Source organism: Vibrio aestuarianus, from assembly GCF_028858425.1.
GTDB classification, from domain to species: Bacteria; Pseudomonadota; Gammaproteobacteria; order Enterobacterales; family Vibrionaceae; genus Vibrio; species Vibrio aestuarianus.
On sequence record NZ_JAKNYQ010000001.1, the window covers coordinates 917951 to 935001 of the forward strand.

Consider the following 17051-nt stretch of genomic DNA (forward strand, 5'->3'; position numbering starts at 1 on the left):
TCTCATAGGTTAATCGGCACAGTTATCATAATCTTTAGTTATCTGTAGCGAAGGTTCAACCTTTATTTAAACAGAAATTAACCTGCATCACTGCAATATATTTTATTGGCTTACTATTTGAGCCAATTGATTATAAATGAACGGCAATAAATCAGAATGGTTGAGGGCTCATGGCAAAAGTAAAACGCGCATATGTTTGTAATGATTGTGGCGCCGATTTCCCGCGTTGGCAAGGTCAATGTGGCGCATGTGGTGCTTGGAACACCATCTCTGAGGTTCGTTTGGCAGCATCTCCCCAAGTTGCGCGTAATGAGCGTTTAAGTGGTTATGCCGGCGCGGTGTCTGAATCGCAAGTACAAGTGCTTTCTGACATAAACTTACAGGAAGTACCTCGATTCTCCAGCGGCTTTAAAGAGCTTGATCGAGTATTGGGTGGTGGTGTCGTTCCAGGTGCTGCGATACTGATTGGTGGTAATCCAGGAGCAGGTAAATCAACCTTATTGCTGCAAACTATGTGTCAGCTTTCAGCTTCAATGCCAACTTTATATGTGACTGGTGAAGAGTCGTTACAGCAAGTTGCGATGCGCGCGTCTAGACTGGGGCTGCCCAAAGATAATCTGAAAATGTTGTCTGAAACTAACGTTGACCGTATTTGCCAGATAGCAGAAAAAGAGCAACCTCGAATTATGGTGATAGATTCTATTCAGGTTATGCATGTCGCTGATGTTCAATCATCTCCGGGTACGGTTGCTCAAGTCAGAGAATCAGCAACCGCACTGACTCGTTACGCTAAGCAAAATAATGTAGCGGTGTTTTTAGTCGGGCACGTAACCAAAGATGGAACGTTGGCAGGACCTAAAGTTCTGGAACACATTATTGATTGCTCGGTATTACTTGATGGTGGAACCGATAGTCGTTTTCGAACCTTACGCAGTCATAAAAATCGATTTGGAGCGGTTAATGAACTTGGTGTGTTTGCGATGACTGGCCAAGGTTTGCGTGAAGTAAGTAACCCCTCTGCCATTTTCCTATCACGCGGTGAAGAAGATACATCAGGCAGTTCGGTGATGGTGGTTTGGGAAGGAACTCGCCCATTACTGGTTGAAATCCAAGCACTGGTCGATTACTCCCAACTTGCTAATCCAAGACGAGTCGCGGTTGGTTTGGAGCAAAACCGTTTGTCATTATTGCTTGCAGTGCTGCATAAGCATGGCGGTTTACAAATGGCAGACCAAGATGTATTTGTGAATGTGGTTGGTGGGGTGAAAGTAACGGAAACCAGTGCTGATTTAGCACTATTAATGGCCCTGCTTTCTAGTTTTCGCGATAAACCGCTACCTAAAGACGTGGTCGTATTTGGTGAGGTTGGGCTAGCTGGCGAGATTCGCCCAGTGCCGAGTGGTCAAGAGCGGCTCAACGAAGCATTTAAACATGGTTTTAAAAGAGCTGTGGTGCCAATAGCAAACATGCCTAAAGGTGGTATTGCTGGCATGCAAATACACGGAGTAAAAAAATTGTCAGAAGCGATAGAAGCGTTTGATGAGTTGTAATTTCGTATGAGCTTTCGTTTAAAATACAGCAAATGATGTGAATTTAGCTATCCTTCTTAGGTAGGGAAATACGCTGAAATTACGTAAATCAAATAAATTGATATCGTTTGATTTTGGCATGCAGTAACATAGACAAGTTTTTTTTCTTCTAGAGCACGCAGAGCTATCAGTCTTGACAGATTGTGGTATACTCTGCGCGCAATTTATATCCTATTAACAGAGTAAGACAATGGCAGATTTATCGAAATACAGAAACATTGGTATTTTCGCGCACGTTGATGCGGGTAAAACAACTACCACTGAGCGTATCCTTAAGCTAACTGGTCAAATCCACAAAACTGGTGAAGTACATGATGGCGAATCGACCACTGACTTCATGGAACAGGAAGCTGAGCGCGGTATTACAATCCAGTCAGCAGCTGTAAGTTGTTTCTGGAAAGGCCACCGTTTCAACGTTATCGACACCCCGGGACACGTTGACTTCACTGTTGAAGTTTATCGTTCTCTTAAAGTGCTTGATGGCGGTATCGGTGTATTCTGTGGTTCAGGCGGTGTTGAACCTCAGTCTGAAACTAACTGGCGTTACGCGAACGATTCAGAAGTATCTCGTCTGATCTTCGTTAACAAACTCGACCGTATGGGTGCAGACTTCTACCGCGTTGTTGAGCAAGTTAAAAACGTACTTGGTGCTCGTCCACTAGTAATGACCCTACCAATCGGTATCGAAGACAACTTCGTTGGTGTGGTTGATGTCCTAACTCGTCAAGCTTACGTTTGGGATGAAACAGGTCTTCCTGAAAACTACTCAATTCAAGATATCCCTGCGGATATGGTTGATGATGTTGAAGCTTACCGTGAAGAGATGGTTGAAACTGCTGTAGAGCAAGACGACGATCTTATGGAAGCTTACATGGAAGGTGAAGAGCCTTCTATCGAAGATATCAAACGTTGTATCCGTAAAGGTACTCGTGATCTAGCATTCTTCCCAACATTCTGTGGTTCAGCATTTAAGAACAAAGGTATGCAACTAGTACTTGATGCTGTGGTTGATTACCTACCAGCTCCAACAGAAGTTGATCCACAACCTTTGATGGACGAAGAAGGCAACGAAACTGGCCGTCACGCTATCGTTTCTGCTGATGAAACTTTCAAAGCACTAGCATTTAAGATCATGGACGACCGTTTCGGCGCCCTAACTTTCGTTCGTATTTACTCAGGTAAACTGAACAAAGGTGACACCATCCTTAACTCGTTCACTGGTAAAACAGAACGTGTTGGTCGTATGGTTGAGATGCAAGCGAATGATCGTAATGAACTGACTTCTGCACAAGCGGGTGACATCATCGCTATCGTGGGCATGAAAAACGTTCAAACTGGTCACACGCTATGTGATCCAAAAGACGAAGTTACTCTAGAGCCTATGGTGTTCCCTGCACCTGTAATCTCTATCGCAGTACAGCCTAAAGATAAAGGCGGTTCTGAGAAAATGGGTATCGCGATCGGTAAAATGGTTGCAGAAGATCCAACGTTCCAAGTTGAAACTGACGAAGATTCAGGCGAAACCATCCTTAAAGGTATGGGCGAACTTCACCTAGACATCAAAGTAGATATCTTGAAGCGTACTTACGGCGTTGACCTAATTGTAGGTAAGCCACAAGTAGCTTACCGTGAAACTATCACTCAAGCAGTTGAAGATAGCTACACGCATAAGAAACAGTCTGGTGGTTCTGGTCAATTCGGTAAGATCGACTACCGTATCAAACCTGGTGAAGTGAACTCTGGCTTTACGTTCAAATCAACAGTTGTTGGTGGTAACGTACCTAAAGAATTCTGGCCAGCAGTTGAGAAAGGCTTCAAGTCAATGATGGACGAAGGTGTTCTAGCTGGCTTCCCAGTTCTTGACGTTGAAGTTGAACTGTTCGACGGTGGCTTCCACGCAGTTGACTCATCAGCTATCGCATTTGAAATCGCAGCGAAAGGCGCATTCCGCCAATCTATGCCTAAAGCAGGTGCACAACTTCTTGAGCCTATCATGAAAGTTGACGTGTTCACTCCAGACGATCACGTTGGTGATGTTATCGGTGACCTTAACCGTCGCCGTGGTATGATCAAAGACCAAGAAGCTGGTGTAACTGGCGTTCGCGTTAAAGCTGACGTACCACTATCAGAAATGTTTGGCTACATCGGTACACTACGTACTATGACATCAGGCCGTGGTCAGTTCTCTATGGAGTTCTCACACTACTCTCCATGTCCTGCTAACGTTTCTGAGCAAGTAATTGCTGAAGTGAAAGCACGTAAAGAAGCTGAGAAGAAGTAATTCTTTAAATAAGCTAATACGTAAAAACCCCGCAAGCGAAAGCTTGCGGGGTTTTATTTTTTATAACAGTGAATTAGTGTTGATTTAAACAAAGGAATGACGTTTCTGAATTTATACCAATCGTAGTAAATAACGGTGCAACCTAGTTTACTTAGCCTTTTAGATTGACATAAATCTCTTCTACTTTAACGCGTGCCCATTCCGTTTTCCGTAAGAACTTAAGGCTAGACTTAATGCTAGGGTCTTTTTTAAAACAGTTGATGTTGACCATATAGCTGAGTTCTTCCCAACCGTAATGTTCAACCAGTTCTGTCAGTAGCTTTTCCAAAGTAATGCCGTGTAGCGGATTGTTGGTTTGTGTCATGGGATATCTTTTCTGTTTGATTTTTTCTCAGTATAACAGCCAAGGTTATGCTATCTAGAGTAGAAAAGCTTCTCGAATCGAAAAATGGGTAAATACGCTTTAAAACAAGCATAGAAAAAAGGCTAATAAAATTATTAGCCTTTACTTGTAGCCTGTTAGATATGGTTATTCTTCCCACACAATAAGTTGACCTTTCGGCCAGTTATGGCCAATCTCATGATATTTCTGCTCCAATACATGACGTTTGATTTTTAATGTTGGAGTAAGGACGCCGTTTTCTATCGACCATGGATCTTTGATCATTAGGACTCCTTTAATTTGCTCATGAGATTCCAGCTCTGAATTCATGCGAGTAATGACTTTCTTCGTAGTTCGCTCATATCGGGCGCGATCGAAATGAGGAAAATTATGTGGAACGACAAGTAAGATAGGTGCGGGAAGCCCTAAACCTATCAAGCACATCATTTCAACTCGACTGTATTCAAATAACTTATTTTCAATTGGGACAGGGGCAACAAATTTACCTTTAGCGGTTTTGAAGGTGTCTTTTTTACGACCCTGGATGGTTAGATAACCTTCTGCGTCAATAAAACCAATATCTCCAGTGTGTAGCCAACCTTCTTTATCAAATGACTCTTGGGTTGCAATGTCATTTTTGTAGTAACCAGAAAATAAGCCGTTACCACGAACCATGATTTCATTGTCATTGGCAATCTTCAGTTCAATACCTGGGCCTGCTTGTCCAACGGAACCAATTTTATCGGCTCTAAATGGGTAGTTGAGGGTGCTATAGGCAAATGACTCTGTCATCCCCCACGCTTCGGTAATATTTAATCCAATACTGTGGTACCACTCTAACAGCGATGGCGATACCGGAGCACTACCGCAGCCTAAAACACGTGCATGATTTAATCCTAAACCCTCGGCTAATTTCTTTTTGATAAGTGAGTTTACAAAAGGAATTTTAAGCAGAAAATTGAGCTTTTTCTGGGGTAGCTTATCTTGAATGCGTTGTTGGAACAGTGTCCATAAACGAGGCACTGAAATAAACAGAGTAGGACGCTGCATTTTTACATCTTCAATAAAGGTGTCCAATGACTCTGGAAATGCAGTAGGAACCCCGCCCATAATTGATGACCCAAAGATATAAACTCGTTCAGTAATGTGTGCCAATGGTAAATAAGAAAAAAGGCGATCATCCTCTTGGATACCAATGTGATTAATCAATTGTTGGGCTGACCAGCAAAAGGCACCATATGTCAGCATAGCGCCTTTTGGTAAGCCAGAAGTTCCAGAGGTATAGACTATCGACATCAGTTTGTTGTCGTGATGTTGAGGTCGTAATTGACTTGGTTGATGCTGTTCCATGAGTGAAGTGAATTGATATTTGCACTTTGGCGCAGAATCGTAGGGCAAAGCGATACTGATGAGATCAGGCATGTCTTGTAAAACCTGACTTGTCGCCTTGGCATCATCAAGCTTTCCCGCGAGCAAAATTTTACTTTCACTGTGCGTGATACAATACTCGATGGTATCGGCTCCAGCGGTTGGGAAGATAGGAACGCTGATAAAGTCACCGAGCATCATCGCCAAATCACAAATAAACCATTCGGCGCAGTTTTTTGAAATTAAGGCGATTTTATCTTGCGGCTTGGCCCCCAGTTCTTGTAGCGCAGACACCAGCTTAAGGGCTTTGTCGGCCACTTCGGCATAGGTGTATTCAACAAATTTCCGGTTGATAATTTGTTTTAGATAAACCTGATTTGGGCGTTCCTGTGCCCATTTTAAGATCATCTCATTGGGTGGTGGGAGAGAGCAGGTTTGTTTGCTTAACTCGTTAGGCTGAATCATTCTCTAACTCCATGTTATTGGCAAAATCATTATTGTTGTTATGTTAATTTCTTGTTAACTCTATCATGTTGAAATGATTGAGTGAAAGGAGATTTTCTCTTTGTTTGTCGGAATTTTGACCAAGGTAAAATTTAATGAAATGAATGTGTTTGTCGAAACACACCTGGGCTAACCCCTGTTTTTTTCTTAAACATTCGTGAAAAATAGGACACATCTTTGTAGCCACATTGGTAAGCAATATATTCAATTTTACAGTTAGGCTCACTGATCAATAAACGCTTTGCATTAGCAATTCTTTTAAAAGTTAGATAATCAATAAAACTTCTTCCCGTATATTTGTGAAATATTTTCGAAAAATAAGTGACTGAATAGTGACAATGTTCAGCAATGTCTTTTTCTTGTATAGGGTTAGCTATGTGTTGTTCAATGTATTGAATGGCTTTGACTAAATCGTCACTAACTCGGTTATTTAGTGTTTGGTTATGATCACTTAATCTTGCTTTGACTTTATCAAAATCATAAATTAGGTAACTTTGAATCCTATCTAGCTCTAAATTACAATCTGATTGATTTGTTTGTATTTTTTCGAAAATAAAATCGCTATTCGTTATTTTACATTCACCATGGTGTACAATAACTAATTTGCGATTTAAATTTTTACACAAATTAATAGCAGAATTAAGTAACTCACGGTTTATATCTTGGTTATAAAAAAAGAAACATAGCCTTACCTTAGGATTACTGAGAACAGAAACATCGTCACCACACTCAATAAAGGTGAATCTTTCATTTAGGACTCTAAATATTCGTTTTGGCAGTAAGGCCTGTGGTTGTCCAATCCAATGGAGTGTATTGTCTGCCATCATGAATTATCCATTGCGTTATACTCACTTAAAACTACTCCTTTTAGGTTAGATGTAGCTTAAGAAAGTACAAGTCATACCAGCAAAATGCCATAGATAATTATCTTAAAAAGTAAGTTGTATGGGATTTTTTGTAAGATTTTTTTGAGTAAATTTCTTTTTATATCAATAGAATGGTTAATTTAATGGTAATAGAAGTAGTTACCTAAACGTTAGTGTTGCTTCATGGCAATAAAGTACCAAAACTAGACATAAATATCCTAACTGATAGTTTTATCTTTAACTAACGTTATTAGTAGCAATCAGTTTGTTGTGTTGCAGTTTGGAAGGAGACCGAGCGATGAAACGATTTTATGAACAAGTAAAGACCTTTATGCAAGATGAAGAAGGCCTTTCCGTTGTCGAGTATGTGGTAGGTGCCGCATTGTTGGTTGGTGCTTTGGGGGCAGTATTCACCACTTTAGGTACGAGCTTAACAGAGAGCCTAAAAACTAGTTTAAGCGAAATTGGCAGCAGCAGTAGCAGTAGTGGTGGTTAAGATGAAGCAAAATTTAGAATGAATTGTTCATTTTTTTCATTATGGATAAAGAAGGATTGATATTTCCTTCTTTATTTATTAGTTGATTAACCGAGGTTAACTATGTCATTTTTGCGTAAGCTATACTTTTTCCTCGAAGATGAATCGGGTTTGTCAGTTGTGGAGTATGTTGTAGGTGCCGCCTTATTGGTTGGCGTTTTGACAGCATTTTTCAGTTTCCAAAGTGATCTACTTACCCAGACTCTGGCTGGTGTTTTTAACTAAGGTTACTGATTGGCTAAAATTATCATTATCTATTCGATTTTAACTACTAATTATTTGTTCCTAAGGTATTGGGTATGAATACTTACATGATGTTAGTTATATGGGCATTGCTTATTGTTATTGCTATCTTTGACTTAAAAGAGAATCGTATTCCAAATAAATATTTATTACTGATTATTTTTTTTACGTCTATGCTTAAATTAACGAATCAAGAAGTCATATCAACCTCTTTTATTAATGGTTTTCTCGGTGCGAGTATCATGTTTTTTGGCGCATTAATTTTACACTTGATTAAAGCGTTAGCGCCTGGTGACGTCAAACTTTTAGGTTGTATTGGCTATTTAGTCGGATGGGGGAATTTAGCCACTACCAGTTACTGGTTAGTTATTGCTAGTGGAATGATTGCTGCTCTTTTTGGTCTTTTTATGGTTGCCGGTGAGGGTGCCATCATTCGCAGCAAAAAAGATCACTATCTCTCTCTTTTTTTAGGTGGCCGTTTTAATTTTTTTCATGGTGATACCGGTGGGAAATTACGTATGCCATTAGCACCTTCTGTGGTTGTCGGCCTAGCGCTTAGCCACTATTTTTGATTGTTATCTGGGGGCACTATGGAAAGTCATGCCAATAGCCAGCATAGGGAAATCTTAATTCCGCAGACCGATCCACCGAAAGTGCCCACCGCGTTTGATGAGCTAAAGATACCCAAAGTTGTACTAGAAAACCTGCTGATCAAACATTTGGCCGCTTATCCAAAATCAGACTTGTTAGCTTTAACAAAGCTGATGGCGATTAGCAGTTATATGATCGAAGATCTACTCGCGAGTCTAAGAAAAAAATCACTGGTTGAAGTTTTCCAGCCGGATATTGGAAGTTTTGCGGCTCAATCTACAGGGCAAGTGCGTTATGGTTTGTCAGAAATGGGTAGCCAAGAGGCGGATGCCGCTTTCATCAAGGATGCCTATCTAGGTCCCGCCCCAATATGCCTTGCTGATTACCATGATATGGTTGAAGCGCAGGACGTGAGAAAAAATCCGATAACAAGGCCGGATGTGGAATACGCACTTAAAGATGTTTTAGGTGTGCAACGAATGATTTCAGTTCTAGGGCCTGCGATAAACTCAGGCCGAGCGTTACTTTTATACGGTGGTGCTGGGACAGGTAAAACCTTTGTCGCAACACGCATTCTCAATTCATTAAATACTTCGGTTTACATTCCTTATGCTGTATATGCGGCAGGGAACATAATCAAAGTTTTTTCCTCTCAGCATCATCACAAAGTTTCTCAACATGACAGCCAATCTATTGCTTACAAAGAACAGTATGATCGGCGCTGGGTTTTGTGTGAAAGACCCAGCGTACAAGTGGGGGGAGAGCTAACCATGGAGATGCTTGAAGTCAATCATACGGAACATAATCGTGTATGGATGGCTCCACTGCAAATGATGGCAAATAATGGCATTTTGATTATTGACGATTTAGGTCGTCAGCCGATGCCTGTGGATACTTTATTGAATCGCTGGATAGTGCCGATGGAGTATTTTTACGATTACTTATCACTACCCAATGGTCAACAAATATCCATTCCATTTATTTTGACGCTCGCATTTTCAACCAATTTGGATCCTGAAAAGATCAGTGATCCTGCATTTCTAAGACGGTTAGGTTACAAGATCCAGTTCCAGCCGTTACCTCAAGAAAGTTACATCGAGCTTTGGCAACGAGTATCAAAAAGTCGTTCGCTAGCCATTAATGATGCAGTTCTTGATGCGGTACTTAATCTTCATAAAAATCACAACATCGGCTATTTCCCATGTTTACCTAAAGATCTGATCGGTATTTGCAGAGACATTATTGTGTTTGAAGCCTCTGAACTGGTGTTAACGCCAGATCTCGTCCAACAAGCTTGGGAAGTGTATTTCACAGCCGATGGCAACGGAGGTGGTGCAAGATGACTAGAAAACAAGTGATAATATTGTTTTTATTGTCGATTTTATTTGGTCTTGGCGCTGTGTTTTTTGCCAAGAAATGGATGGAAGGACAGGCGCAGCCTCAAGTTGAGGTCGAAGTTGTTGAACGTGAACCTGTCGTTATTGCAGCTCAAGATATTGAGGCAGGAGCCGTGATTGAAGAGCAACATGTGATGACTAAATTATTGGAGAAAAGTTGGCGCAATGACGATCAGTTTACTTCTAGTGAATTGCTGGTTGGCAAAGTAGTTGCCACAACGATATATCAAGGTGAAATATTGTCATCGTTAAGGCTTAGCACGCCAGGTGAAGGGTCAACACTAGCAGCATTAATTCCAGAAAATAAAAGAGCGGTAACCATCCGTGTAAATGACGTTATCGGTGTGGCGGGTTTTCTATTGCCAGGTAACCGAGTCGATATTCTTAATACTATGAAGTATGGCGCTAATTCTGCAACCACACTGACTGTGCTTAAGGACATTAAAGTGTTGGCGGTTGACCAAACAGCGAAAACCAAAGAGAACAAGCCAATCATTGTTCGGGCTGTGACTTTGGAAGTGACCCCTAAAGAAGCTGAAAAATTATTGTCAGCTCAGAGTAAAGGGCTAATACAGCTTGCATTACGAAACCCTCACGAGCCTGAAGAAAAAGTGGTGAAGCGCTACATTCCACCGCCAAGCGTTACCATTATCAAAGGGACTAATTCTTCAAATATTAAAGTCAAGGATTGAGGTGGAATATGAAAATTATCACAACAGTATTATTGACCACCTTATTTATCTGCACTTCAGCTTTCGCTGTGTCACAGGTCGGTAAGGTGGTTAGTGTACCGCATCACAAATCCACTTATGTGAAACTCCCCGCCAAAGCTAGTAGGGTTTCTTTAGGTGACCCTGAAGTGCTGGATATTGTGATGCTCAAATCGAATGAGCTCTTTTTGATCGGTAAAAAACTCGGGTCAACAAACCTAATGGCTTGGAACCGAAGTGGTGAGTTAATTGAGTCGATTGATATAGAGGTGACACATGATTTGAACAGCTTGAAAGCCAAGCTATACGAATTTTTACCCGACGAGAAAATAGAGGTGCACAGCACTCAGAATCGCCTTATTTTAAGCGGTCAAATTAGCTCTCAAGCACAAATGAATATTGCATTAAGAGTCGCTGAAACGTACACCTCAGGTCAGTCTATTGATAAGGAAGGAGAGTCACTCAGCCAACAGGTTGATAAAACGGGTGTGATTAACCTGATGACGATTGGTGGTGCTCAACAAGTAATGCTTGAAGTCACGGTCGCGGAGGTTCAGCGCAGTTTAGTGAGAAAATTTGATGCCAATTTTGCCTTTTTCCAATCCAGCGGTTCAAATTTCAAGTGGGGGGCTTCTTCGGTTGCATCTGGAATTGCAGGGGCTACGCCTATTTTTGGTGTCCCCAGTATCGGCAATTACGGGATACTAGGATCTTTTTTGGATGAGAATACTTTTTTTTCATTTTCGTTAGATATGGCGAAACAAAATGGAACCGCAAAAGTATTGGCGGAGCCGAATTTAACGGCATTAAGTGGGTCCAAGGCTGAATTTCTTGCTGGTGGTGAGTTCCCTATTCCTGTACCCAATCAAGACGGAATTACCATTGAATATAAAGAATATGGTGTGGGGCTTAAATTTATACCAACCATTTTAAGCGATAAAAAAATCAATTTATCACTGGCGGTTGATGTCAGTGAAATTGCCAACTCAAGCGCTTTAACCTTAGCGCCAGGGGAAACCAATGGGACTTACGTTATTCCTCCGATCACGCGGCGCAGTGCCTCTTCGACGCTAGAGCTTGCTGATGGACAAACTATCGGTATCGCTGGTTTGCTCAGTGAGAATGTACGGGATGTGGCCAGTAAAATGCCGGGCTTTGGTGATATTCCAGTGTTAGGGCAATTGTTTAACAGCCAAGAGTTTGTTTCCGGTGAAACGGAATTAGTGATCTTGGTTACCCCAAGGCTTGCACAGCCTATTGATAGAAACCGAATCACCTTACCTACCGATGCCTATGTTGAGCCTACCGATGTGAAGTATTACTTATTAGGTCAAGGCGCCTATATTAAAGCTCCGAATGCACAGAAAACAACAAAGACAGAAGAAGCAATTGAAGGGCTTAATAGTAACCAAGGTGGTTCAGAAGGGTCATTTGGCCACAGTCTGTAGGAGCAAAATATGAAGGTTCAATTAAGAGTACTGATGACTTTATTGACTATACTATTAATATCGAGTTGCGCCAATGAAACCAAGTTGGGGCATCATGTATCGCTCGTCCGTGCTGAGCAAACTTATAATCCTAAAGCATCACAAGATAATTTAGGTGTAGTTCCAACAGGGAGCGGTGAACGAATGGAAGGGGCGTATCAAAGCTATACCGGAAAATCTGAAAGTGATTTATCCAGTAGTGAAAGTGAAAGCCAATTCCTTGATGGGTTTAGTAAATGACCCTAAGGATGCATTATGAGCCACAGAACGAGATCGACATTAGCTCATAAACAGTCGGGATTAGTGTTGGTAGTGATAACGGCAGCGATGGTTGTTTTTATCGCAGTTGCCGCATTTGCGATTGATATTACCCATGTAATGGTCAACAAAACACGCTTGCAAAATGCCTTGGATTCCGTGGCATTAGCCGCCGCCTCTATTGCCAACTCGACTCGCTCGGAAAGTGACACTCAAGCCACGGTCATTCAGGTCTATCAAAAGGTGGTGGCCGCTTCGGGGAATAGTGAGCTTGCACTTTCCTCTGCGGAGGATGGCGCTACGCTCAATTTATTAGCCATTGAATACTCATCGACCCCCAATAGTGGTTTTTCTGCCGCTTTTCCCTCTTCATCAGCAGAACATATTTATGTGCGAGTGAGTGTTAGTGGTTTAGGCATGCCCGAATTTCTTATTCAAGCGTTTAATTTGGAAAAGAGTGTTTCAGCCAGTGCGGTTGCTGGCCCGACTTATGTTAATGATACGACCAATATATTGCCAATTGGCATGTGTGAAGGTGATGAAGCAGGTCCTTCTGGCTACAGCGTTGGAACCGTCTATGAAATTAAGTCAGGCAGCCAATCCTCTGGAGATGGATTGGGCGCTGGAAACTACCATTTGCTTGATATGGGGAGCGGTAAAAGTGACGTCAGTGATGCATTGGTCGGTAAAAATACAACCGTTGTTACTATTGGTGAAGACATATATACAGAGCCTGGTAATGCTGTTGGGCCGACAGGAAGTATCGATAGTCGTTTTGAAGGGGAAACCTTAGATGGGATCTACTACCCGCCAGATCTGATCATCACCGAACCTAGCACGACCATCACCTTGGATAACCTAGCCAGTTACAACGACTCGGTTGATCCAGACAAGTGGTCATTCGATAAATACCAAACAGAGACAAGCGAATGCCTGCTTAATGCCGACTGTGATAAAAGCGGATCCGTGGCATGGAGACGTATTCTCCCCGTACCAATTTTAGACTGTGCATCCTCGACCAAGTCGGGAGGAAAAATCGAATTTCAAGTTAATAATATTGGTTGTTTTTTCTTGATTCAGCGCTATTCAAGCAATTCTGGTGGGGCGGGTAAACAGAGTATTTTCGGTGAGTTTATTGAACATTGCAGTGTAGTTGATGGTGGCATTTCAGACACCACAACGGGTGTGACGCGCATGGTTCTTTTTAAAGACCCGATGCTCGGAGGTGGCGTATGAGTAGTGCTTCTCAAAAAGGGTTTGCTGCCATTGAGTTATTAATCGCACTGCCGGTTTTGCTTTTAATTTTGGTCGCGGTAATAGAGCTATCACGGATGATGCTTGAGCTAAACACGCTCAATAAAGCGGTTCGAATTGGCGCTCGCTATGCGTCCACTCAAACAGATGCGTCTGGCTGTGGTCCTGTCATCGCGATTACTAGCGATATTCAAAAAATGGTCGTTTATGGAACCGTTAATGGCAATAAGTCTCAGCTACGTAATTGGCAAGTCAGTGATGTAGCGGTGAGCTGTGTCGATAATCAATATGTCACGGTGACGACCAGTTATCAGTTTAAACCAAGTATTGCATCGACATTACCATTTTCAGATGCCAGTTTAACGGTGCCGATGAGCTCTTCTTCGATCATGAGGATAAGTCAATGATTAGACGAATCCAATCTAGTCAAGGTATCGCGGTGATCGAATTTACCTTGGCCTCATCAGTGCTATTTGTATTGCTGTTTAGCATCATTTCTATTGGCTACTTAATGTTTTCGCTACAGGCGATAAATGATGTCACCCGAAAAGCAGCCCGTTTAGCAGCCGTTTGTCAAATCAGTCAAAGTCAGCAAATTGCATCGTCAGTGGCCGCTAGTAGCGTGATTGCAGGGATTGATGCCGATAGCATTGAAATTGAATATTTAGACCAAGATGGAGCGGTGTTGGCATCACCTACCGCGCAAAATGTGAGGTTTGTCCGAGCAAGGGTTGTTGGTTTAACCTATCAATTGCTCTCGTTATTAGATTTTTTGGGTGAGAGTGGCTTGATCGATATTCCCAGCTTTGAAACGACCATTCCTAGTGAAAGTCTAGGTATTGTTCCGAACGGAACTAACACCAATTGTTAGGAGTTATTTATGGGTGAGGCCGTCCAATTTCCTCGAAACGATAGTAACAAAATAAGATTCAAAACCAACTTATCGATTTGGGTTATCTATTCGAGTGATGTTTTTAAAATCCATATCCAAAATGAACTTGGACAATGTAGGAATGTGAACTTTGAGCTGATATTTATTGCTGACTTAATGGCCGCTAATCTTAGAAAGTTTTCTTCACCAGATTTGATCTTTGTCGAGACTGGGCCTAATTGGGCTCAAAAAGTGGTGGAATTGCATAACTATGATGACAATTCGTCAGAGCAAAATCATGAGGCCGCTTTGGTTGTTTTTGGTGATGAAAGTGATAGTGCAGCATTAAAAATGGCGCTGAGAATTGGGGCGGCTGACTTTATGTCAGACCAAGCCATGCTCGATGAATTCTTGCCGCTGTTAACAAATGTCGCGGATGAAAAAGTGATGAATCGGCATTTTGGTGAGCTGTTCATCTTCTTAAATACCAAAGGAGGATCGGGTGCATCAACATTATCGGTCAATACCGCTGTCGACATCGCTCATCGCTATCCAGGCAAAGTGCTGCTGTTGGATCTCGATTTGCAGTTTGGAACTATTGACGATTACTTGAACCTGATCCCTAGTTATGGGTTGTCAGATGTTATTGCCAGTGTCGCTGATCTTGATGAAGTTTCGCTCAATAGCCTAGTAACAAAACACTCCAGTGGGCTGCACGTACTGAGTTTTAAACATGGAAATAGTCACGATAATTACGATAAAGCCAAAGATATCAGCAAACTTCTTCCTCTATTAAGAGAGATCTATCCCTTCGTTATTATTGATCTTTCGCGAGGGGTCGATCGCCTATTTTCATCGGTTATTTCACCTGCCACGAAAATATTTCTCGTTACGCAACAAAATCTTGCGGCACTAAAAAATACTAGCCGTATCGCTAAGTCACTGGTGTTTGATTTTGGTTTATCAAAAGAGCAGATGGCGATTTTGGTCAATCGTTATGAAAAACGCCAATCTATCAAGCTCAAAGATGTTCAGGAAACGATTGAAGGGATCGATGTGCAAGTTTTTCCGAACGATTTTAAAGTCGCTGTTGAGGGGGCGAACTTAGGCCGTCCATTCGTCGAAACGAAGAAAGGTAGCCCATTATCCAAATCCGTTATCCAATTTGTATGTAGTCAGCTACCGGATATTGAGGTTAAGCAAGGATGGTTTAAACGCATTTTCTCTTAGCAGAGCAAGGAGGCACTATGTTTTTCAAACGAAAAAATATAAGCACAGAACTTCAAGAAAAACTCGCAGCGGCAGAACGGCTAGAAGCTCAAGAGGTCAAGCCGAGTGTGGATGAAGGGGAAAATAGGGACCTTTTGCGACATGAAAAAAAGCAACAAGAATCAGAGGCAAAAGATCGCGCAGTCGATGAGGCGAAAAAACAGCTTAGCCAAGAATTAGAAACCAAACATTATTACCATCAAAAGCTGTTGGAGACGTTAGATCTAGGGTTGTTATCAAGCTTAGAAAAAGGCCGAGCAAGAAAAGACCTCCATGATGCAATAGTACAGTTAATGGCCGATGATCAGGCTCATGCTCTGAGTGCCGAAGGGCGTAAAAGGGTGATTAAGCAGATTGAAGATGAAGTGTTTGGTTTAGGGCCTTTAGAGCCACTGCTCAATGACCAAACGGTTTCCGATATTTTAGTTAACGGCCCCAAAAATGTGTTTGTTGAAAGAAAAGGCAAACTTGAAAGAACACCCTACACATTTTTAGATGAGCGTCACTTGAGAAACATCATTGACCGAATTGTCAGCCAGGTTGGACGCCGGATTGATGAGGCATCACCAATGGTAGATGCCCGCTTATTAGATGGCTCTCGTGTCAATGCGATTATACCGCCTCTCGCCTTGGATGGTTCGTCCATTTCTATTCGCCGTTTTGCTGTCGATCGGCTGACGATGGATAACTTACTTTCGTTTGATTCACTCTCAAAGCAAATGGCCATCTTCGTTGAAGCTGCAGTGAAAGGGGAGCTCAACATCTTAATTTCTGGTGGTACAGGGTCAGGAAAAACTACCACTTTGAATATCTTTTCAGGGTTCATTCCACGCGATCAACGAATTATTACAATTGAAGACTCCGCCGAACTGCAACTTCAACAACCTCATGTTGTGCGTCTAGAAACCAGACCGGCTAACTTAGAAGGCAAGGGTGAAATTAGCCAGCGAGAGTTGGTGAAAAACTCATTACGTATGCGGCCTGATCGCATTGTGCTTGGCGAGGTTCGTGGTAGTGAAGCCGTCGATATGCTGGCGGCAATGAATACTGGGCATGATGGTTCCTTGGCGACCATACATGCTAACACACCAAGAGATGCACTCAGCCGTGTTGAAAATATGTTCTCAATGGCTGGGTGGAATATTTCGACTAAAAACTTACGCTCTCAAATTGCATCGGCTATCCACCTTGTTGTGCAGATGGAACGTCAAGAAGATGGTAAGCGTCGGATGGTGAGTATTTGTGAGATCAATGGCATGGAAGGTGAAGTGATTACCATGTCAGAGCTGTTCAAATTTAAGCGACAAGGTCTTGATGAAGACGGGAACGTGATCGGCTACTACACTTCAACTGGTGTGGTGCCAAGCTGTCATGATCAGCTCTCTAAACGTGGCTTTCATCTGCCCTTTGAGATCTTTAATGAAGATTTCCCACAGGAGAGATAAC

General features: G+C 42.1%; 17 protein-coding genes. 14 read left to right on the plus strand and 3 right to left on the minus strand.

Annotated features, from left to right (window positions below; all coding sequences use genetic code 11):
* The first annotated feature begins 170 nt into the window (after positions 1-170).
* Positions 171-1550 (plus strand): DNA repair protein RadA, encoded by a 1380-nt coding sequence (gene radA / locus MCT08_RS04375; protein ID WP_053310826.1) that lies wholly within the window; start codon positions 171-173, stop codon positions 1548-1550.
* 229 nt (positions 1551-1779) lie between these two features.
* The gene (gene fusA, locus MCT08_RS04380) at positions 1780-3870 is read left to right on the plus strand and encodes an elongation factor G (protein WP_274677943.1); all 2091 of its coding nucleotides are present in this window, start codon (positions 1780-1782) and stop codon (positions 3868-3870) included.
* Between the two features lie 151 nt (positions 3871-4021).
* On the opposite strand, the gene MCT08_RS04385 is transcribed toward fusA, so the two are convergent.
* The 3 genes from MCT08_RS04385 to MCT08_RS04395 form a co-directional block, all read right to left on the minus strand.
* Positions 4022-4234, minus strand: a complete 213-nt coding sequence (locus MCT08_RS04385) for a VF530 family protein (RefSeq protein ID WP_168521152.1) — start codon at positions 4232-4234, stop codon at positions 4022-4024.
* Between the two features lie 165 nt (positions 4235-4399).
* Entirely contained in the window at positions 4400-6085 is a 1686-nt protein-coding gene (locus tag MCT08_RS04390; protein ID WP_168521154.1) for an AMP-binding protein, read from the minus strand.
* A 131-nt stretch (positions 6086-6216) separates the two neighbouring features.
* Positions 6217-6951, minus strand: a complete 735-nt coding sequence (locus MCT08_RS04395) for a helix-turn-helix domain-containing protein (RefSeq protein WP_274677944.1) — start codon at positions 6949-6951, stop codon at positions 6217-6219.
* Between the two features lie 337 nt (positions 6952-7288).
* Here MCT08_RS04395 and MCT08_RS04400 point away from each other — a divergent pair, with 337 nt between their 5' ends.
* The 12 genes from MCT08_RS04400 to MCT08_RS04455 all read left to right on the plus strand — a co-directional run bounded on the left by MCT08_RS04400 (position 7289) and on the right by MCT08_RS04455 (position 17050).
* Positions 7289-7486 (plus strand): Flp family type IVb pilin, encoded by a 198-nt coding sequence (locus MCT08_RS04400; RefSeq protein ID WP_274677945.1) that lies wholly within the window; start codon positions 7289-7291, stop codon positions 7484-7486.
* A gap of 102 nt (positions 7487-7588) precedes the next feature.
* Positions 7589-7750: a Flp family type IVb pilin gene (locus MCT08_RS04405; protein ID WP_274677946.1), complete on the plus strand. Its 162-nt coding sequence runs from the start codon at positions 7589-7591 to the stop codon at positions 7748-7750.
* A gap of 74 nt (positions 7751-7824) precedes the next feature.
* Positions 7825-8340, plus strand: coding sequence for a prepilin peptidase (locus MCT08_RS04410; RefSeq protein WP_274677947.1), 516 nt, complete (start codon positions 7825-7827; stop codon positions 8338-8340).
* A gap of 18 nt (positions 8341-8358) precedes the next feature.
* A complete protein-coding gene (locus MCT08_RS04415; protein WP_053310834.1) occupies positions 8359-9702 on the plus strand; it encodes an ATP-binding protein in 1344 nt (447 codons plus the stop codon).
* Positions 9699-10448: a Flp pilus assembly protein CpaB gene (gene cpaB, locus MCT08_RS04420; protein ID WP_168521162.1), complete on the plus strand. Its 750-nt coding sequence runs from the start codon at positions 9699-9701 to the stop codon at positions 10446-10448. The genes MCT08_RS04415 and cpaB overlap by 4 nt, the downstream gene beginning before the upstream one ends.
* Positions 10449-10456: 8 nt before the next feature.
* Positions 10457-11914 carry a type II and III secretion system protein family protein gene (locus MCT08_RS04425; RefSeq protein ID WP_053310836.1) on the plus strand — a complete coding sequence of 486 codons (1458 nt, stop codon included), beginning with the start codon at positions 10457-10459 and terminating at the stop codon, positions 11912-11914.
* Positions 11915-11923: 9 nt separating this feature from the next.
* Positions 11924-12193, plus strand: a complete 270-nt coding sequence (locus MCT08_RS04430; RefSeq protein ID WP_053310837.1) for a hypothetical protein — start codon at positions 11924-11926, stop codon at positions 12191-12193.
* A gap of 15 nt (positions 12194-12208) precedes the next feature.
* Entirely contained in the window at positions 12209-13447 is a 1239-nt protein-coding gene (locus MCT08_RS04435; RefSeq protein WP_274677948.1) for a TadE/TadG family type IV pilus assembly protein, read from the plus strand.
* A complete protein-coding gene (locus MCT08_RS04440; RefSeq protein WP_053310839.1) occupies positions 13444-13872 on the plus strand; it encodes a TadE/TadG family type IV pilus assembly protein in 429 nt (142 codons plus the stop codon). Before MCT08_RS04435 ends, MCT08_RS04440 begins: the two co-directional genes overlap by 4 nt.
* Positions 13869-14336 carry a TadE/TadG family type IV pilus assembly protein gene (locus tag MCT08_RS04445; RefSeq protein ID WP_274677949.1) on the plus strand — a complete coding sequence of 156 codons (468 nt, stop codon included), beginning with the start codon at positions 13869-13871 and terminating at the stop codon, positions 14334-14336. The genes MCT08_RS04440 and MCT08_RS04445 overlap by 4 nt, the downstream gene beginning before the upstream one ends.
* 9 nt (positions 14337-14345) lie before the next feature.
* Positions 14346-15566, plus strand: coding sequence for an AAA family ATPase (locus tag MCT08_RS04450; RefSeq protein WP_274677950.1), 1221 nt, complete (start codon positions 14346-14348; stop codon positions 15564-15566).
* Between the two features lie 17 nt (positions 15567-15583).
* Complete coding sequence (locus MCT08_RS04455) at positions 15584-17050, plus strand: TadA family conjugal transfer-associated ATPase (protein ID WP_274674572.1); 1467 nt, start codon at positions 15584-15586, stop codon at positions 17048-17050.
* The last annotated feature ends 1 nt before the right edge of the window (position 17051 follow it).